Here is an 18,020-nt window from a genome sequence, read left to right on the forward strand (position 1 = left end):
ACGGAGGTCGCGGGAGACACGGGTGAGGAGTCCTTTTCAGGGAGTGGGGAAGGAGCGCGGCGCCGGTTGCCGGTGTCCTTTACTCAAATTACCTGATTTATTTGGCCCGAGGCAGGGTCTGTCAGACCCACCCTCACGGACGCGTCCTGACGCTACTGGCTCACGGCCTCCAGGCGGTGACGAAGCCGCCGCGCGACCCGCCGGACGTGCCGGAATCGCCCGTCTCCTCCGGTCCGGGCGCAACGGTTTCCGCGGAGTCAGCCTCGGTGGATTCAGTCAGCGACAGGTTGCGGCCATACATCGAACACAGCTGGGGGACGGTGTGTTCACTGCAGCGCCAGCCGGCCGGTTCGAGCAGGGCCACCGGGTCGGGCGGAACGGCCCGCGCCAGCAGTTCGCTCATGGAAAGCCCCGTCTGGAGGCTGAAATCCCGCAGCTTTGCCTCCAGGTCGTCAGTCTTGGGCAGGGCCACCGCCCGCTCAATCACCACCCGGGATCCCGACGCCGACAATGCCGCCACCTCCACCAGCACCGCCAGCTGGGCGGCGGCATCGAGGTACGGCAGCAGGCCTTCGAGGACCCACGTGGTGGGCTGCTTCGGATCAAAGCCGGCCGCCAGGAGCGGCTCGCGCCACGGCCGGGACAGGTCCGTAGCCACAGTGATCAGCTCGCAGGCCGGCTCGGCGGACAGGCCCGTCAATACGGACGCCTTGAACTCCAGGACGTTGGCGTGGTCGATCTCGATGACCCTGGCGCCGGCCTGCCAGGTGAGCCGGTAGGCGCGGGTGTCCAGCCCCGCGCCGAGGATCACGGTCTGGGCGGTCTGCGGGTCCGACGTCAGGAAGTCGTCGATGAACCGGGTCCGCATCCCGAGGTAGATCGACGCGAGCAGGAGCGGCTGCTGAAATGGAGGGGCGTCTTCGGGGCTGGCGGGCCATGCCGTGGGCAGGTCCACGTGGGAGTGGGCGGCCTCCACAATGGCGGCAGCGAACGGATCCGCGATGAGCTGGTCGGGCCGGGATGTCTCGACGGCACGGCCTGCTGCCACGGCCAGGGCGGTCAGCGGCAGCCCGTGGTCCTCAAGTTCCGTCATGGGATCTCCACTGCTTCACCGCTCACCGCAATCCCGCCGGATGGAGGAGTATCGACTGTGAGGACGCTCGGGCGGCCCACATGGCTGCCTTGGTGGACAACTACGCGGCTTGGCGGCTTCACGAGTGAAAGCAAGCGGAGGTATCCGCCGAAGGCAGCGGCCGCCGAACCGGTCGCCGGATCTTCAGTGATGGTGCCAACCGGGAAGAGATTGCGCGAGTCGTACACGCCCGGTCCAATCTCGTAGAGCGTCGTGACGGTGCCCGCCCAGTTCTGGGCGTCCATCAACGTGCGCATGGAGTCCGGGTCGAAAACGAATGAGTCAAAGGTGCTTCGTTCCGCGAAGACGAGAATGGGATGCCAGTTTCCGGCAAAAGCGATCATCGGAGGGTACTCAGGGTGCAGATCACGCCGGTCCGCGCCGAGCAACCCGAGCAGGGTGGCCAGAACACCGTCGGGGAACTCGGCAACCCGCGGCTCAACGCTGGTGAAGCACGCCGTCACCGCTGCACCCTGGCCTGCAGTCTCGATCGCCACAGGTCCCACGGCCGTGTCGAAGACAAAGGTCCCCGTACCATCACGCCCTGACAGCGCGACGGCCAAAGCAATCGTGGCATGGCCGCAAAACGGCACCTCGGCAATCGGGGAGAAGTACCGGACACGGTTTCGGCGGAAGTCGCCGTCAACCCTCGCTTCGGTGACGAAGACCGTTTCCGCATATCCGATGTCGGCGGCGATGGCCTGCATCCGGGCGTCGTCGAGCCGGGTGGCGTCCAGGACTACTCCCGCCGGATTTCCCCCCTCGGGAGTGGTGGTAAAGGCGGCATAACGCAGAACTTCGGAGGTCGTTTCCATTCCGGTATCCTCGCACGGCGTCCGGCTAATGCCCGTCAACTTTGCCCAAGCACGGCCGGACCGGTCAGAGGGGTTGTTCCCCGATGTCCGGGGAGGGACGATGATTGCATGCTTCCCGAGGAGCGGTTCACCGCGCTGGCGGACGAGTTCAGAGCCAGGCCAGGGGTCGCGGTTCCGGGTGAACCGGGACGCCGAGGGTTCGGATCGTCCGCATTGAAGGTCAACGGCTCGATTTTTGCGATGATCGCCGGAGGCCGGCTCGTAGTGAAGCTGCCGCACGATCGCGTCACCGCGCTGATCGGGTCCGGAGCCGGGGCACCGTTCGACGCCGGCAAGGGCCGTGCGATGAAGGAGTGGCTCACCGTCACGGCGGATGATGAGGGGTCATGGCTGGCCCTGGCCCGTGAAGCCCTGGACTTCGTGGGGTCTGCCCACCGTTCCACCCGTGGATAACGCGACCGGTGCCTGGTCAGTACTCGCCCTTGATCACGAAGTAGGAGCCGCGAATAACGCCCGCCAGCTTCGATTTTTGGCGGGCGAACTTGAAGCGCGGCGCCAGTTCCTCCGGAATTTCCATGCCGTCGGCGAGTTTGAACCCGACCGCTCGCTTCCCGCCGTCCTCGACGCTGTACATGACGTTGACAGACAGCCCCGACTCGTAGAAAACGTAGGCCATCCGCAAACCGTCGACTTCGAAGGCGGTGGCTTCCAGCGGGCGGGATCCGATGACGATGTCACGCTCGTCCCGGAGGATCCGGCTCACCCGGTCCACCACCTCTGGAACCTCGCTTGCAGGGCTCACTGAGAAGACGTGGTGGTACTTGTTCCGGTAATAGCGGGCCTCGTTGGCGCGCAACCCGGCGAGGGTCTCGGCGACCGGAGACGATTCCAAGCCGACAGTAGAAACGTTCTCGAAGTCAACGGTGTACGGCATGTAGCCTCCTGGTAGGGACGTGTTGGGACCATGCTAACGCGACGACGTGCAGCGGCTCCTGGGCCGATTATTGTGGGCCGTTGTCGATGTTGTCCGGGAGGCGGTTGCTGTACATGGTGCCCCACCGCTCGAGGTCCGCTACGAGCGGGGCCAGGGTACTCCCGAGTTCGCTGGGGGAGTACTCCACTTTGGGAGGTACCTGCGGATAGACGGTGCGGATGATGACGCCGTCCGTCTCCAGCTCCCTGAGCTGGCGTGTGAGCATGCGCGGGGTGATGCCGGGCATGAGCCGGTTCAGCTCGCCGTACCGCCGTGTTGATGCGAGCAGGTGTTTAAGGATCGTGAGTTTCCAGGTGCCGCCCAGCACTGCCGTGGCCACTTCAAGGGTGCAGCTGTTGACGGCGTTGGATACCGGTTTGCGCATGTGCTTCCTCCGCTCAGCCTGACTCCACTATACAAGGCGTACGTATGGGTCATATAAGACCGTACTTGCACGAAAGGGCCGTGTGGGATTGGCTGGAACAGGTGGGTCGGTCGAGACGAAAGGACGAGTGCAGATGCGGGTGTTGTGGGTGTTTGCCCATCCTGAGCAACGGTCCCTTAGCGGCGCGCTGCGTGATGCAGGCGTGCGATGGCTGGAGGATGCCGGACATCAGGTCATGGTGTCCGACCTGTACGCCATGGGGTGGAATCCTATTGTCAGCGGTGAGGACTTTGCACACGATGCCCGTGAGCGGCTGATTGTCGGAGACGCTTCGGCGTTGGCTTATGCTTCGGGCCGGCTCAGCGCGGACATCGTGGAGGAGCAAAGGAAGATCGCGTGGGCAGATACGCTGGTTTTCCAGTTTCCGCTCTGGTGGTACGGAATGCCGGCGATACTCAAGGGCTGGTTTGACCGCATCTTCGTCAAGGGATTCGCCTTTGGCGTCAATGATCCGGGCACCGGGCAGACGCTGCGCTACGGGCAAGGGAATCTTTCCGGAAAGACCGCAATGGTCGTCACGTCCGTGGGTGCACGCGAATCGAGCATCGGCCCGCGGGGGATCAACGGCGAGATCAACGAGCTGCTGTTCCCGCTCCAGCACGGCACGCTCTGGTACACCGGCATCTCAGTGGTACCACCGCTGGTGGTTCACGGCGCCGACAGGGCCGCTGTGGAGGACTATGAACTGGCTGTCAAGCAACTTCGCGGACGTCTGCAGGAGCTGCCGGAGACACCGCCGATTCGTTTCCGCTGCCAGAATGGCGGCGACTATGACGGTCGGCTTGAGCTGAGGTCGGATATCGCCCCTGGACAGCGGGGACCCCAGATCCATGTCGACGACAGCGATAGGATCGCCCCTGCCGCCCGTACATCCGGCGGTGACGTCATTGGCTGAGGGACGGCGTGGTGGTGGCGAAGCGCTTCCGGTATTCGGTCGGCGTGATGCCCAAGTGCCGGCCGAAAGCGCGGCGGAGGGTTTCGTCGCTGCCGAACCCGCTGTGCTCGGCTGCTGCGGTGATGCTGTGGCCATCGAGCACCAGTTGCTGCGCCCGGTCGAGGCGGACGCGTTCAACCCAGCGGGCCGGCGTGGTGCCCAGCTCCGCCTGGAACAGGCGGGTCAGGTGCCGGGCACTGACCGCTGCGGCCGCGGACATGGTCGGCAGCGTGTGCTCGGCCGTCGGATCGGCGTGCACTGCTGCGGTCAGCGACCGCAGCAGGCTGCTGCGGGCCTGCGGGATCGCAAGTGCCGTGGAGAACTGGGACTGCCCGCCCGGGCGATGCATGAACACGACCAGCTCGCGGGCTATCTCCCTGGCGGACTGCGCCCCATGGTCGTCCTCCACTAGCGACAGCGCCAGATCGATTCCTGCGGTGATGCCCGCAGAGGTGGTGTACCGGCCGTCCCGGACATGGATGACGTCCGGCTGCACGTGCACTCGGGGGTAGCGGCGGGCCAAAGTTTCGGTATGCCGCCAATGGGTGGTTGCCCGGCGGCCGTCGAGCAGGCCGAGTTCGGCAAGCACGAATGCACCTGTGCACACTGAAGCAACCCGCCCCGCCCGCTCAGCGAGCGTGCTGACGGCGGCCAGCAGCTCGCCGTCGAGGTCCGGTTCGGTGAGCCGGTCGGCGCCGACGACGACAACCGTGTCAAGGGGCCCGGCGTCGGCCACCGCAGTGGTGCCCGCCATCACCAGCCCGGAGGAGGCCGTGACACTGCCACCGCGCGGGGAGACCAAGACCGACGTGTACGGGAGGCCGGCCCGGATTGCCTGGTGCAGCACCTCGCCGGGACCGCTGACGTCCAGCATCGTCACACCGTCGAACACGACAAAGCCCACCCGCTGAGTCATGTCTGAATTTGTGGTTTTCGTGGCTGTACGGACATGGCACCACTCTACCCTTCCGGGCGATGCTGGAAGAGACTACCAACCGATGAGAAAAGGAAAACAAGATGACTGAATCGATCGCTGGCGTGGATATTCCCGACAGCGCTTTGGCGCGGGAAGCGACCGAACTGGTACGCGAGGTTGCATTGCCGCTGCTGTTCGACCACTCCCGCCGGGTCTTCGTGTTCGGGTCGCTGCGCGGCCGGGAGCAGGGCCTGGATTTCGACCCGGAGCTCCTCTACGTAGGGGCAATGTTCCATGACCTCGGCCTGACCGAAAAGTACCGCCGCACCGATCAGCGATTCGAGATCGACGGCGCAGACGAGGCCCGTCGGTTCCTGCACTCCCACGGAATCACCGGCGAGGCGGCCGACAGGGTCTGGACGGGTATCGCGCTGCACACCACCCCGGAGATTCCGCTGCACATGGCCCCCGAGATTGCCCTGGTGACCCGCGGGGTGGAACTGGATGTCCTGGGCATCGGTTACGATGCCATCTCCGACGAACAGCGTGCCGCCGTGGTCGCGGCACACCCCAGGCCGAACTTCAAGGACCGCATCCTTGAAGCATTCACCGAGGGCATCAAGGACCGGCCGGAAACCACGTTCGGCAACGTCAAGGCAGACGTGCTCGCCCATTACGTCCCCGGATTCCAGCGCGGCGACTTCGTGGAAGTCATCCTGGGCTCCGGCTGGCCGGAATAAGCGCAACGGCAGGTGCCTTGCCGGCCTCCCCAACTGGGGACGGGATACCAGGACGTCTGCAGGAACACTCATGACCTGTGCACCGGTGACCTAATCATCGTTCTGATTCCCGGCCGGGTCCTGGCCGACTGATCGCCGGTATGTGCTCGGCGTGAACCCCAGGGTCTTTTGGAAGTCGTTCGTCAGATGGGCATGATCCGTGTAGCCGAGCTCGGCAGCTATCGCCGCGAGGTCAGCTGCCGGGTCGGTCCGGGACCGGTCAGCGGCCTCCTGCAGGCGGCGCCTTCGGATGAGCGCGGACGGGCTCAGGCCGATGTACTTCTTCGCCACCCGTTGAAGGGTTCGCGGCGAAACAAACAGACGCGCCGCAACGTCTTCAAGGCGGGTCACGTCGGTGCATGTTCCGACGAGGTCCATCATCGCGTTGGCAAGAAGGCCCTCCTCGGACACCTCCGGGCCCTCCGTCATCAGCCAGCCAGTGAAGGCCTCCACCGCGCGTTGCCGGCGTGCCAGCGGATCGGTTCCGCTCATCGCCGCCGATACGGAGGCCTGCAGATCCGCGAGCGGCAGCGGCAGCTGGGCATCCCGCAGGCTCCCCGGATCATCCGTGAAACGCGGCACCAGCGCGGGACGCAGGAGGGCCCCGACCGCCCAGCCCCGGCCCGTGAGGTCGCGGTGTGACCGGCGGGTTGTTGGGCCGGCGAACTCGACGAGTTCCTGCTGGACCACCAGGTTGGACGCCGGGAACGCGATGAGGTGCTGGCGTGACGTGTGCCCCGGCTCGATGTCCCATTCGGGGATCCAAAACCACTGCACCAGGTCCGTGACGGACTCCGGTGCGGGCACGCGGTGGAACGTGGGAAGCCGGGCCGGGTAGAGGATTCCCTTGAACGAATCCACCATCGGAGGGCACTCCTTTTCCAGGCTGTCGCAATTCTCCAAGCCGCCGGGCGGACCGCTGCGTACCGTGAGATTTATGACTGATACTACAAGCACCGAACTGACCGCAGCCGCCGACGGCAAGCACACAACATCCGGCATCCCGCACGGCGTCACGAGCCTCACGCCGTTCCTGGCGATCACCTCTGCCAAGGAAGCGATCACCTTCTACCAGGACGTTTTCGGCGCGCGCACCGTCAGTGCCACCGAGATCGGCGGAATCGTGGTCCACGCCGACCTGGACTTCGGTCAGGGGCGGCTCCAAATTGGGGAGCCCAACCCCGACTACCACCTGGTCCCGGCACCGAACGGCGACGACGACTGCTATTCCATAGGTTTCTACTGCGCCGACGCGGACGCCCTCGTGGCGCGCGCCGAGCGGGCAGGTGCCACCATTCGGGAGCCGCTGTCCACCTTTGTCTCCGGAGACCGCTTCGCCAGCATCCGGGACCCGTACGGTGTGCGCTGGTCCATCATGACCCGCGTCGAGGACCTCTCCGAAGAGGAAAGCACACAGCGGGTCGCCGACTGGGCCGCCACGCAAGGCTGAACCCACGCAGCACCCTAGGCCTGCAGCAACTCAGTCCCGCAGCACCCACGCGGCGTTGTCCGGCTGCAGCCAGCCGTCGGTTTCCAGCGGGACCGCGCTGGCAAGCACGGTCCCGGCCGGCAACCGCACCGGCCCGGATCCCATCGCGACGGCCACCAGGAACTTCGGGCTGCGCTCGCAGATCAGCAGGTTCCCGTCCTCCACACGCCAGCTGCCGCCGTCGTCCGCGGTGAACACGCCCTGCTCCGACAACTTGCGTCGGAGTCCGACGGCGGCAGTCACCAGTGCGAGCGTGGAACCGGGATCCTGCTGCTGGGTTTCGATCGCGTGGCTGCCCCAGCCCTCGGGCTGGGGCAGCCACGGCGCCGATGCCTGATTTGCCGCAGGCTCTCCACCGGGACCCAGCGAGAACCCGTGGTTCAGCGCCGCATCCTCGGTCCAGGGCAGCGGGACGCGGGCGCCGTCGCGGGTGATGCCGCCGCGGGCCCACATGGGGTCCACCCGGGCCTCCACCGGAACGTCCACCTCGGGCAGGCCGAGTTCCTGGCCCTGGTAAATGTAGGCCGCGCCGGGGAGTCCGAGCAGTGCCAGCAGGGCGGCCCGGGCCCGGCGGACACCGAGCTCGCCACTGCCCGCCCCGCTGCCGCCGAAGCGGGTCACGGACCGGACGATGTCGTGGTTCTCCAGCGCCCAGCTCGGGGCGGCGCCGTGGAGCTGCCGCGCGGCCTCCAGCTCAGTGCCAACTTCAGCCCAGGCCGCGGGATCCCAGCCGAGCTTCACGAAGGCGAACGCGAACGCCTGGTGCATCTCATCGGCGCGGGTGTAGCGGGCGGCGCGGGCGGGTTCCAGGTTGACCTCGCCCACCAGCAGGCGGTGCGGCTGGTACTTCTCGGCGACGGTGCGCCAGCGGCGGTACACCTCGTGGACTTCCTCCTGGTCCGAGACCAGCGGGTTGGACCGCAGCCCGTCCACAACGGCGGTGGCGGATGCCGCGTCCGGCAGGCCGTCCGCTTTGAAGAGGGCGTGCGCGACGTCGATCCGGAGGCCGTCCACGCCCTTGTCGAACCAGAAGCGGAGCACGCCTTCGAAGTAATCGCCCACCGCGGGGTTCCGCCAGTTCCAGTCCGGCTGGCCGGCCGAGAAGAGGTGCAGGTACCAGTCGGTGTCCGTCTCCGAGTCGGGAGCGGCGCGGCTCCAGGCCTGCCCGCCGAACACGCTCTGCCAGTTGTTGGGCGGCAGGTCGCTGGGGGAGTCCGGGCTGGAACTGCGCCCCTGAACGAAGTGGAACATGTCCCGCCCCGGCGAGCCCGGCCCCGCCGCGAGGGCCTGCTGGAACAGCGGGTGGGCGGAGGAGCAGTGGTTGGGGACGACGTCGAGCAGGATGCGCAGGCCCAGGGAGTGGGCGAGCTCCAGCAGCCGGTCGAACTCGTCCATGGTGCCGAAAAGCGGGTCCACGCCGCAGTAGTCGCTGACGTCGTAGCCCTGGTCCACCTGCGGGGAGGGCTGGAACGGCGTCATCCAGATGCCGTCCACGCCCAGCGAGGCGATGTACGGGAGCCGGGCGATGAGTCCGGCGAGGTCCCCGACGCCGTCGCCGTTCCCGTCCGCGAAGGAGCGCGGGTACACCTGGTAGATGACGGCGGACTCCCACCAGCCGGCGTCGTGCGCTTCTTGTGAAACAGAAATAGTGCTCATTTGCCGGCCCCGGCGGTGAGGCCTTCCACGATCCGGCGCTGGAAGATCAGCACCATGATCACCAGCGGGACGGTGACGATCACGCCGGCGGCCATCTGCTCGCCGAACGGTGCCTGGAATTCGGTGGCGCCGGTGAACTTGGAGATGGCCACGGTGGCGGTCTGGATTTTGGGGTCGTTGATCATCGAGAGGGCGATGATGAACTCGTTCCAGCTGTGGATGAACGTCAGGATGGCGGTGGTGAACACGCCGGGTGCGGCCAGCGGAAGCAGCACCTTCCGGAACGCCTGCCACTTGGTGCAGCCGTCGATCATCGCCGCTTCTTCGAGGTCGAACGGCAGCTGTTTCATGAACGTGGTCAGGTTCCAGACGGCGAGCGGGATGGCGAAGGACAGGTTGGGGATGATCATCGCCTGGTAGGTGTTGATCCAGCCGAGGTCCGTGAAGAACCTCAGCAGCGGGACCACCACCGAGATGCCGGGGAACATCGACGTCGCAATAATAACGCCGAGGATCACGGACTTGAACCGGAACTCCAGCCGGGAGATGGCGTACGCGGCGAAGACTCCCAGCACCAGGGCGAACACCGTGGTGGTGCCGGCCACGATCAGGCTGTTGAGCAGGGCCTGGCCGAACATGGTGGAGCCGTCGAACACCTTCACGTAGTTCTCGAGGGAGAACGGCGCGGGCAGGAAGGTGTTGTCGAAGATGTCCGCGGTGCGGCGGAGGCTGGAGACGATCATCCAGTAGAACGGCGCCAGGCAATAGGCGAAGATCAGCACCAGCCCGGCGTACACGGAGTACGAGCGCCACGTGCGCTTCTTCTTCGCTGGGGCGGGAGTATCCGACGTCGAGCGGTTGCCGCCCTTACCTTCGGTGGCAAGGCTGCGGAGTTCGGTGATGGTCATCGGGTGGCCTCGGCCTTCTGTGAACGGTTTGCCTTGCGCTTCTTTATGCCCAGCTTTTTTGCCCCGGTCACGTCCGCGCCCAGCACCTTCACGAACACAATCGCGACGACGGCGACGTACAGGAACAGCACGACGGCGAACGCGGAGGCGGAGCCGTAGCGGAGCTGGTTGGACTCGTCCCAGGCGAGCATGGAGAGGGTTTCCACGGACTCTTTGCCGGGCCCGATGAGGACGAACGGGAGGTCGAACATCCGCAGGGCGTCGAGCATGCGGAAGAGCACAGCCACCAGGAGCGTGGGCTTGACCAGGGGGAGCGTAATGGAGCCCAGCTGGCGCCACCAGCCGGCGCCGTCGATCTTAGCGGCCTCGTACACTTCCTCCGGGATGATCTGCATACCGGCCAGGACCAGCAGGCCAATGAACGGGGCGGTCTTCCACACTTCGGCGATGATCACGGCCAGCTTGGAGGCGGTGCCTTCGGCGGTCCAGAGGATCTCGCTGCCCAGCAGGCTGTTGGCGATGCCGTCCGACTGGAAGATCCAGCGCCACAGCAGGCCGGAGACAGCGGTGGGGACGGCCCACGGGACCAGGATGCTGGCGCGCAGGAAGGCCCGGCCGCGGAACGCCCGGTTCATGGCCAGCGCCAAGCACAGGCCCAGGACGGTTTCCAGCAGCACGGTGGTGACGGTGAAGAACGTGGTGTTGCAGAAGGCGTTGAGGAAGCGCCGGCCGGATTCGCCCACGAACAGGTCCGCGTAGTTGGCCAGTCCCACGAAGGCCTCGCCCTCGGTGACGAAGCCGTCCGCGTCCAGGCCGGACTCGGCGCTGAAGAGCGACTGGTGGACGGCCGAGATGAGCGGGTACACGATCACCAGGGCCAGGACGAGGAGGGTGGGGGAGAGCAGCATGGCGGCCATGCGGCCTTCGCCGGGCGTGCGGGTGTTCAGCTTCCGGAGTGCGGGAACGGTGGTGGTTGTCATTTCGCCGTGATCTCTTCGAGCTTGGCCTGCATGTCCTTTAGGGCGGTGTCCGTGTCCTTGGCGCCGGTGAGGGCGGCGTACGCCTCTTCCTGGATGGCCTTGGTGGTGGCGCCGTACTGGACCACCTTGGGGCGAGGCTGGGCGACGGTCAGGGATTCGAGCAGGGTGGGGAAGAACGGGCGCTTGGCCACGACGGCGGGGTCTTCATAGAGCGCGGCGTAGGCCGGTGCGCGGGAGCTGAGGGCCAGGCGCTTCTGGGCCTGTTCCTGGCCGGTGAAGAACTTGATGAACTCCAGTGCCGTTGCCTTGTTCTGCGTGAAGGGGGACACGGCCAGGTTGCGGCCGCCCAGGGTGGAGACGCCGGGGCCGTTGGTGCCAGGGATGGAGGTGATGTTGAACTTGCCGGCCACGGAGCTGGAGCCGTCCGTGGCGGTCAGCGACGAGTAGAGGAACGGCCAGTTGCGCAGGAACACCACTTTGCCGTCCTGGAACGCGCGGCGGCCCTGTTCCTCGAGGTAGGTGATGGCGTCGCTGGGGAAGAGGCCGTCCTTGAAGCCGTCCACCAGCTGGGAGAGGCCCTGCCTGGCTTCAGCGGTATTGACGGTGGGCTTGCCCTCGGCGTCCACGATGCTGCCGCCGGCTGAGGCCACGGCTTCGGAGAAGTTGACGGTGAGTCCCTCGTTCTTGTCGAACTGGCCGGCGTAGCAGGACATGCCCGCCGCTTCGGGGAGTGCGAGCACCTTTTCGCAGGCGGCCTTCATCTCGTCCCAGGTCTTGGGCGCGGCGGCCACGCCGGCGACCTTGAGCAGGTCGGCGCGGTAGTAGAACAGCGCGCCGTCGGTGTAGTACGGGGCGCCGTAGAGGGTGTCCCGGTACTTCGCGGCGTTGACGGTGGCGGGGATCATGTCCGCCGTGGGGATGGCGTCCGCGGGGAGCGGGAGGACCCATTTGTTGGCGGCGAACTCGGAGTTCCAGACCACGTCCAGGTTGAGCACGCTGAACGTGTCCGACTTGATCTGCGCGTTCTGGATGAGCTGCTGGCGCTGCTGGTCCGCGGAATCCGGGAGCTCGATGAAGGTGACCTTCTCGTCCGGGTGCGCGGCGTTCCACTCGTCGATGCTCTTCTGCGCGGCACCGGAGGCGTCGCGTGAGGAGACGTAGTTGATGGGGCCCTTGCCTTCGAACGCCGCGGCGGCGTTGGCGGCGGCCTTGGGTTCCTGCGCGGATCCGCCGCAGGCCGTGAGCGAGACGGCGGCGGCCGTCACGAGTGCGGTGGTGGTGAGAAGAGTCTGCCAGGTCCGGCGGCGCTGCCTCATGTGTTGCTCCTTCAGGGGTTCTGTCTGTTTTGCGGCAATTGGTTTAGGGCGCTTGGTCTTAGGGCGCAGGGGAGTACGACGACGGCGGCACACGTCAGTGCCGGCTGTTGCCGTGGGGCTTTGGGTTGGGTGCGGTGTGGCTGGGTTGGGGTGTTGGGTTAGCTGTTGGGGGCGCTAGCTGGTGGGCGGCGCGGTGGAGCCGCGTTCGATCAGCCGGTGCGGCATGCTCTTCGGTCCGAGGTCGCGGGAGCGGAGGAGTTTCCTGACCGCCATCCGTCCCATTTCCTCGAGCGGCTGGGCCATGGTGCTCAGGGGCGGGTGGACGTGCAGGGCGGTGGAGGTGTTGTCGAACCCCAGCACGGAGACGTCTTCCGGGACCCGGCGGCCCCGTTTCTGCAGTTCGTTGACCACGGCGGCCCCCATCTCGTCGCTCATGGCAAAGATGGCAGTGAGGTCCGGTTCCTGGCGGAGGAGTTCGTCCAGGCCGGGGGCGCCGCTTTCGTAGAAGAAGCTGCCGGCGGCGGTGACGGGGGTGCATTTGGCCTCGGCCATGGCGCGGAGGTAACCGCGTTGGCGTGGCTGGGCCACGTAGATGGAGGCGGGGTCGCCGGCGAGCAGGCCGATGCGGCGGTGGCCGAGCTTCAGCAGGTGACGGGTTGCGTCGTAGGCTGCCTGTTCGTCGTCGATGGCCACGCTGGGTGAGCCGGACTTGTCGCTGATGGCCACGGAGATGATGGGGATGTTCGGCCCCAGCAGCTGCCGTGTTTCGGGGGTGATGACGGCGGAGATGAGGATGACGCCGGCCGCCCGGTAAGTGCGGAGCGTCCGCAGATAGCCGGCGATGAACGCCGACTTGGCGCCCGTGCGGCCGAGCATCACGGCGTAGCCGCGCTCCTGGGCTTCCTGCTCAACCCCCAGCATGACCTGCGAGGCGAGGGCATCCGACACCATAGGGGCCAGGAGCCCGATCACGGAGGTCTGCCGGGTTTTCAGGCCGCGGGCAAGGTAGTCCGTTTCGTAGCTGAGGCTCCGGACGGCGTCCTCCACGCGCTCGCGGGTCTCGGTGGAGTACCCCACCAGCCCGTTGACCACCCGCGAAACGGTGGCGGGAGATACGCCGGCGTGCTTGGCGACGTCCCTGATGGTTACCACTGTTTCTCCTTGCGGGTGTTGCTGGACCGTCTTACGCAAACGGTTTACGTAATCGGTTTCGTGATGTGCTGCACCAACACTAAATGGAGGCATTCGGGATTGCTGTACGTTTCGTAAACGCGGGGCCGCCGGAACCATTGACAGCGCTGTCAGCGCCTTGATATCTTTGTGATCGTCGTTACTGACAGCGCTGTCAATCTGAAGGAGTAACCATGGAAACTGCCAACGGCACCCGCCGCACGGCGAGCGTCTCCATGACCGACGTCGCCCGTGCGGCTGGTGTTTCCCTGAAGACGGTCTCCCGGGTGGTCAACCGGGAGCAGCATGTCAGCAGCGGTGTCCGCGACGCCGTCCAGCAGGCCATCGACGAACTCGGCTACCAGCCGAACGGCGCGGCCCGGGCACTCGCCAGCAAGAAGACCCGCCGCATTGGCATGATCGCCGCCAGTACGTCGCTCTCCGGGCCGTCCGCCATTCTGGACGGCGTGGAGAAAGCGGTGCGGCAGCAGGGCTACTCGTTGGCCCTCGTGCGTACCCAGCCCGATGAGGGTTACGAGATCCAGCACGCGATGGCCCAGCTTGTGAGCCAGGGGATCGACGGGCTCATCCTCTCCGAGCCCGTGGACACCTATGACCTGGGCATCCACGCCCCGGCAGGTGTTCCGTTGCTGAGTATCGACTTCCCTGACCACAGGCACAGCGCTGAGGAAATCGTCGTCGGACCTGACGAGGTGGACGGGGCGCGGCAGGCGGTCAAGCACCTCCTGTCCCTGGGCCACCGCACTGTCCACCACATCGCCGGCGATCCCGCCTGGGCTGCAGCCCGGCAGCGGGTGCGCGGCTGGCGGGAAACCCTTGAAGCGGAGGGTGCGCCCGCCGTCGAACCCGTCTTTGGTGACTGGACGCCGGCGTCGGGTTATACCCAAATGCTTCGGCTCCTGGAGGCCGGGCAGGAGGCCGGGCGTCCTACCGCCGTTTTTGTGGCCAATGACCAGATGGCGGTCGGGGCGATCCACGCCTTGGAACGCTCGGGCCTGTCAGTCCCCGGCGATGTCAGCATCATCGGTTTCGATGACGCTGACGATTCCGCCTATCTCCACACCCCACTCACTACCGTGCGCGCGGATTTCCAGGAAACCGCGCGCAGGGGAGTGGACCGCCTCGTCCAGGCCATCGAGGGCCGGGATGAAAGCCCCAGGCACTTCACCCTCCCGGTGGAACTCGTGATCCGCGAGTCCGCCGCACCGCCCGCAGGCAACCCCTAAGCGGGCGAGCGCCAGCATAGTTCCGCCTTCCAGCCCATCATCAACCCTCCGCGCTTTGTTAGCGCTAACAAAGGATCACGATGAACCTACCCAACCACGCCGCCCCCTCACGGCGGTCCCTCCTCAAGCTTGGCCTTGGCCTCGGCACCGCTGCCGTGGCAGGCACGTCACTGGCCGGTTGCGGCAGCGGCACAGCCGGCGCTTTGGTCGCCTCCGGCGCCGTGGACCTGTCCCTGTGGACCCACGACCAGGGCTACATCAACTTCTTCTCCGAGGTGGCCAAGGATCCCGCCAAGGCCGCCCCGTTCAGCTACAACATCCAGGTCACCAAGTCCGGCTCCACGGACCTGATCACCAAAATGATCGCCCAGGCCGTCGCGGACCGCGGAACGCCGGACCTGGTGGGGGTGGAGATCGGCAACTACTCGCGGCTGCGGCGCAAGAACCTGGCTCCGGAGCTATTTGTGGACCTGACACCGGCCACCGCCAAAGTCAGCTCGGACCTCATCACCTCGCGCACCGCCCCGTACAGCTCGGACGGCGCCCTGTACGCCCTCGACTCCGACGCGCCGCTGGTGACCTATTACTACCGGGATGACCTGTTCACGCAGCTGGGAATTCCGGAGGGCTTCCAGACCTGGGAGGAGTTCGCCGAGCTGGGTGCCCGGGTGCGGACCTCCACTGACGTTTCGTTCGGTGCCCTGGCCGTGGGGTCCAACCTGCCCCAGGTCATCCAGGGCTTCGACATGCTCCTGCAGCAGCGCGGCGGCGAGCTGTTTGATGCCCAGGGCGGGCTGGCCATCGAATCCGAGGAGGCCGAGGACGTTCTGGCCTTCATTGCCAAAGGCCTGGCCAGCGGCTTCCTGACCTCCGTCAGCGACTACTACGGGCCCAGCATCCAGGCCGCGCTCAAGAGCGGCAAGCTGGCCGGCCTCTGGATGGCCAGCTGGTACAAGACCTTCGGGCTGCTGCCCAATGTTCCGGACCAGAAGGGGCTGTGGCGGATCCGTCCGCTGCCCCGGTTCAGCGGGGGCGGAAGCCGTGCAGCGTTCGCGGGCGGCACAGGTTTCGCCGTCCTCAAGGACAAACCCAATACCGACGCCGCCACACACCTCCTGGCCGCGGCGTACCTGGACCCGCAGGAGCAGATCCGGCGATACCAGATGCTTGGCTACCTGCCCACCCTGCGGTCCGTCTTCAACGACCCGGCACTGCTGTCCATCACCGACGACTTCTGCGGCGGCCAGCGGCTGTTCGACGTCTACTCCGACGTCATCGGCGAAGCGCCGGCCCAGAACCTGAGCCCCAACAAGGCCATCCTTGACACGGTGCTCAGTGGCTACCTCCTCCAGGCCTACAAGGGCAACATTTCCCCGCGCGAGGCGCTCCTGCAGGCCGCCGCAGCGTTCCGCGGACAGACCCGCGAAGGATAGGACCCCATGACCACCATCGCCCCCGCCGGTACCACGTCCCGGCCCCGCACGCGGCGCAGCGTGCGCAGCACCACCGGCCTCGCGCCGTACGCGTTCATCGCCCCGTTCTACGTCCTTTATGGACTGTTCCTGATCGTCCCGGTCCTGGCCGCCATCTACCTGAGCCTCACCGAATGGGTGGGCCTGGGCACACCGGACTTCGTCGGGTTGCGGAACTACACCAGCCTGGCCATGGACACCAGCTTCCATACGGCGCTGGGCAACTCCCTGCTCTATGTGCTGGTCAGCGTCTTCATCGCCGTCCCCGCCGCCCTGCTGATTGCCCAGGCCCTCAACACCCGCGGGCTGCGTGCCCGGGACCTCTTCCGCGTCGCGTTCTTTGTCCCCATGGTGCTCTCGCCCATCGTCATCGCCCTGGTCTACAGCCTGCTGCTGGACCAGAACTTCGGGCTCCTCAACGCCACCCTGAAGGCACTGTTCGGCGCCCCGTCGCTGGACTGGCTGGGCGATCCGACCCTGGCCAAGATCTCCATCAGCTTCGTGCTGCTTTGGCGCTGGGTGGGGTACCTCACCATCTTCTTCCTCGCCGGGCTGCAGGCCGTCCCCACCGAACTGTATGAGGCGGCCGAGCTGGACGGCGCGGGCAAGTTCCGCCAGTTCACCACCGTCACCCTTCCCGCGCTCAAGCCGGTGACCGCCTTTGTGGTGGTCACGTCCTTCATCAGCGCGGCCCAGCTCTTCGATGAGCCGTACCTGCTCACCCGGGGCGGCCCCGGGGAAGCCACGCTCAGCGTGGCCATGTTCATCTACCGCGCCGCCTTCGAACGGCAGCAGTTCGGCTACGCCGCCGCAGCCGGCGTCGTCCTCTTCGCGCTGGTCTTTATCGTCAGCCAAATCCTCAACCGCGCACTCGCCATCGGGAGGGTCTCATGACCACCGCCATCAAGGAACCCACCACCGCAACCGCACCGGCCGCCGTCGTACAGCGCAGACCGCGCCGCCGCACGCCCTACGTCAGGCGGGGCCTGCTCTACGCTTTCCTGATCGGCCTGCTGCTGGTCTTCATCGCCCCGCTGGTGTGGGCGGCGAGCGGGTCCTTCAAGCCCCGCGGCGACATCTTCAACTTCCCGCCGCAGCTGATCCCGTCCCCGGCCACCACCGAGAACTACAGCAACCTGCTGGGCACGCAGCCGTTCTGGAGCTGGTTCGGCATGAGCGTGGGCACCGCGCTGCTGTCCACGGCCATCTCCGTGTTTGTGTGTGCGATGGCCGGCTACGGCTTCGCGAAGTTCCGGTTTGCCGGCAAGCGGGTCCTGTTCAACATCATGTTCAGTTCGCTCTCCATCCCGTTCGCCGTCATCCTGGTGCCGCTGTTCATCCTGGTGGTCAAGACCGGGGTGTCCGATCCGTGGTTCGCGCTGGTGGTGCCGTGGGTGGCGCCCGCGTTCGGCATCTTCATGATGCAGCAGTACATCATCCAGTCCGTGCCGGACGAGATCCTGGAGGCGTCCCGGATCGACGGCGCGAGCGAGTTCGGCATCTTCCTCCGGATCGTCCTGCCCCTGCTCCGGCCCTCCTTGGGAGCGCTGGCGGTGTGGAGTTTCCTGCAGACGTACAACAGCTTTATGTGGCCGCTGGTGATCATCTCCAACGCCAACCAGTACACCCTTCCGCTGGGCCTGAACATCCTGTTCGGCGCGGAGAACCAGTCCTTCGACCTGGTGCTTGCGGGCGCGGTGCTCGCGTCGCTGCCCACCATCCTTGTGTTCCTGCTGCTGCGCAAGCAGCTGCTTGAGGGCCTCGCCGCCGGTGCGGTGAAAGGCTGAC

General features: G+C 66.4%; 19 protein-coding genes. 8 read left to right on the plus strand and 11 right to left on the minus strand.

The features are described 5' to 3' along the window. Window positions 1–160 precede the first annotated feature (160 nt). Together AB0N24_RS06575 and AB0N24_RS06580 are read right to left on the minus strand one after the other, a co-directional pair. The gene (locus AB0N24_RS06575; protein WP_364122072.1) at window positions 161–1,093 is read right to left on the minus strand and encodes an SAM-dependent methyltransferase; all 933 of its coding nucleotides are present in this window, start codon (window positions 1,091–1,093) and stop codon (window positions 161–163) included. Next, complete coding sequence (locus tag AB0N24_RS06580; protein WP_364122075.1) at window positions 1,090–1,947, minus strand: PhzF family phenazine biosynthesis protein; 858 nt, start codon at window positions 1,945–1,947, stop codon at window positions 1,090–1,092. The genes AB0N24_RS06575 and AB0N24_RS06580 overlap by 4 nt, the downstream gene beginning before the upstream one ends. Before the next feature lie 108 nt (window positions 1,948–2,055). Between AB0N24_RS06580 and AB0N24_RS06585 the strand changes: the two genes are divergently transcribed. Continuing rightward, window positions 2,056–2,400 carry a hypothetical protein gene (locus AB0N24_RS06585; RefSeq protein ID WP_364122078.1) on the plus strand — a complete coding sequence of 115 codons (345 nt, stop codon included), beginning with the start codon at window positions 2,056–2,058 and terminating at the stop codon, window positions 2,398–2,400. A 16-nt stretch (window positions 2,401–2,416) separates the two neighbouring features. Here AB0N24_RS06585 and AB0N24_RS06590 read toward each other — a convergent pair whose 3' ends face one another. Together AB0N24_RS06590 and AB0N24_RS06595 are read right to left on the minus strand one after the other, a co-directional pair. After that, window positions 2,417–2,881 (minus strand): phage tail protein, encoded by a 465-nt coding sequence (locus AB0N24_RS06590; protein WP_364122081.1) that lies wholly within the window; start codon window positions 2,879–2,881, stop codon window positions 2,417–2,419. A 67-nt stretch (window positions 2,882–2,948) separates the two neighbouring features. Beyond that, on the minus strand, window positions 2,949–3,305 hold the full coding sequence (locus tag AB0N24_RS06595) for a winged helix-turn-helix transcriptional regulator (RefSeq protein ID WP_364122084.1): 357 nt from the start codon (window positions 3,303–3,305) through the stop codon (window positions 2,949–2,951). A 133-nt stretch (window positions 3,306–3,438) separates the two neighbouring features. On the opposite strand from AB0N24_RS06595, the gene AB0N24_RS06600 reads away from it, so the two are divergent. Beyond that, entirely contained in the window at window positions 3,439–4,260 is an 822-nt protein-coding gene (locus AB0N24_RS06600; RefSeq protein WP_364122390.1) for an NAD(P)H-dependent oxidoreductase, read from the plus strand. Here AB0N24_RS06600 and AB0N24_RS06605 read toward each other — a convergent pair. Continuing rightward, entirely contained in the window at window positions 4,250–5,215 is a 966-nt protein-coding gene (locus AB0N24_RS06605) for a GlxA family transcriptional regulator (RefSeq protein ID WP_364122087.1), read from the minus strand. The genes AB0N24_RS06600 and AB0N24_RS06605 overlap by 11 nt on opposite strands. A gap of 101 nt (window positions 5,216–5,316) precedes the next feature. Here AB0N24_RS06605 and AB0N24_RS06610 point away from each other — a divergent pair, with 101 nt between their 5' ends. Then, on the plus strand, window positions 5,317–5,955 hold the full coding sequence (locus AB0N24_RS06610; RefSeq protein ID WP_364122090.1) for an HD domain-containing protein: 639 nt from the start codon (window positions 5,317–5,319) through the stop codon (window positions 5,953–5,955). Window positions 5,956–6,045: 90 nt separating this feature from the next. Here AB0N24_RS06610 and AB0N24_RS06615 read toward each other — a convergent pair whose 3' ends face one another. Beyond that, window positions 6,046–6,858, minus strand: a complete 813-nt coding sequence (locus AB0N24_RS06615) for a helix-turn-helix transcriptional regulator (RefSeq protein ID WP_364122093.1) — start codon at window positions 6,856–6,858, stop codon at window positions 6,046–6,048. A 73-nt stretch (window positions 6,859–6,931) separates the two neighbouring features. Between AB0N24_RS06615 and AB0N24_RS06620 the strand changes: the two genes are divergently transcribed. Continuing rightward, window positions 6,932–7,444 carry a VOC family protein gene (locus AB0N24_RS06620; protein ID WP_364122095.1) on the plus strand — a complete coding sequence of 171 codons (513 nt, stop codon included), beginning with the start codon at window positions 6,932–6,934 and terminating at the stop codon, window positions 7,442–7,444. A 30-nt stretch (window positions 7,445–7,474) separates the two neighbouring features. On the opposite strand, the gene AB0N24_RS06625 is transcribed toward AB0N24_RS06620, so the two are convergent. From AB0N24_RS06625 to AB0N24_RS06645, 5 genes are all read right to left on the minus strand, one after another. After that, window positions 7,475–9,139: an alpha-amylase family glycosyl hydrolase gene (locus AB0N24_RS06625; protein ID WP_364122097.1), complete on the minus strand. Its 1,665-nt coding sequence runs from the start codon at window positions 9,137–9,139 to the stop codon at window positions 7,475–7,477. Beyond that, the gene (locus AB0N24_RS06630) at window positions 9,136–10,047 is read right to left on the minus strand and encodes a carbohydrate ABC transporter permease (RefSeq protein WP_364122100.1); all 912 of its coding nucleotides are present in this window, start codon (window positions 10,045–10,047) and stop codon (window positions 9,136–9,138) included. The genes AB0N24_RS06625 and AB0N24_RS06630 overlap by 4 nt, the downstream gene beginning before the upstream one ends. Then, window positions 10,044–11,027 (minus strand): sugar ABC transporter permease, encoded by a 984-nt coding sequence (locus AB0N24_RS06635; protein WP_364122102.1) that lies wholly within the window; start codon window positions 11,025–11,027, stop codon window positions 10,044–10,046. Before AB0N24_RS06635 ends, AB0N24_RS06630 begins: the two co-directional genes overlap by 4 nt. Next, complete coding sequence (locus tag AB0N24_RS06640) at window positions 11,024–12,343, minus strand: ABC transporter substrate-binding protein (protein WP_364122105.1); 1,320 nt, start codon at window positions 12,341–12,343, stop codon at window positions 11,024–11,026. The genes AB0N24_RS06635 and AB0N24_RS06640 overlap by 4 nt, the downstream gene beginning before the upstream one ends. A 174-nt stretch (window positions 12,344–12,517) precedes the next feature. Next, a complete protein-coding gene (locus AB0N24_RS06645) occupies window positions 12,518–13,495 on the minus strand; it encodes a LacI family DNA-binding transcriptional regulator (protein ID WP_364122108.1) in 978 nt (325 codons plus the stop codon). 212 nt (window positions 13,496–13,707) lie between these two features. On the opposite strand from AB0N24_RS06645, the gene AB0N24_RS06650 reads away from it, so the two are divergent. From AB0N24_RS06650 to AB0N24_RS06665, 4 genes are all read left to right on the plus strand, one after another. After that, a complete protein-coding gene (locus AB0N24_RS06650) occupies window positions 13,708–14,760 on the plus strand; it encodes a LacI family DNA-binding transcriptional regulator (protein ID WP_364122111.1) in 1,053 nt (350 codons plus the stop codon). Between the two features lie 80 nt (window positions 14,761–14,840). After that, window positions 14,841–16,193, plus strand: coding sequence for an ABC transporter substrate-binding protein (locus AB0N24_RS06655; RefSeq protein ID WP_364122114.1), 1,353 nt, complete (start codon window positions 14,841–14,843; stop codon window positions 16,191–16,193). Window positions 16,194–16,199: 6 nt separating this feature from the next. Continuing rightward, window positions 16,200–17,126, plus strand: coding sequence for a sugar ABC transporter permease (locus tag AB0N24_RS06660; protein WP_364122117.1), 927 nt, complete (start codon window positions 16,200–16,202; stop codon window positions 17,124–17,126). Continuing rightward, complete coding sequence (locus AB0N24_RS06665; protein ID WP_364122120.1) at window positions 17,123–18,019, plus strand: carbohydrate ABC transporter permease; 897 nt, start codon at window positions 17,123–17,125, stop codon at window positions 18,017–18,019. The genes AB0N24_RS06660 and AB0N24_RS06665 overlap by 4 nt, the downstream gene beginning before the upstream one ends. Window position 18,020 lies beyond the last annotated feature (1 nt).

Source organism: Arthrobacter sp. NPDC093128, assembly GCF_040683875.1.
In the GTDB taxonomy this organism is placed as follows: Bacteria; Actinomycetota; Actinomycetes; order Actinomycetales; family Micrococcaceae; genus Arthrobacter.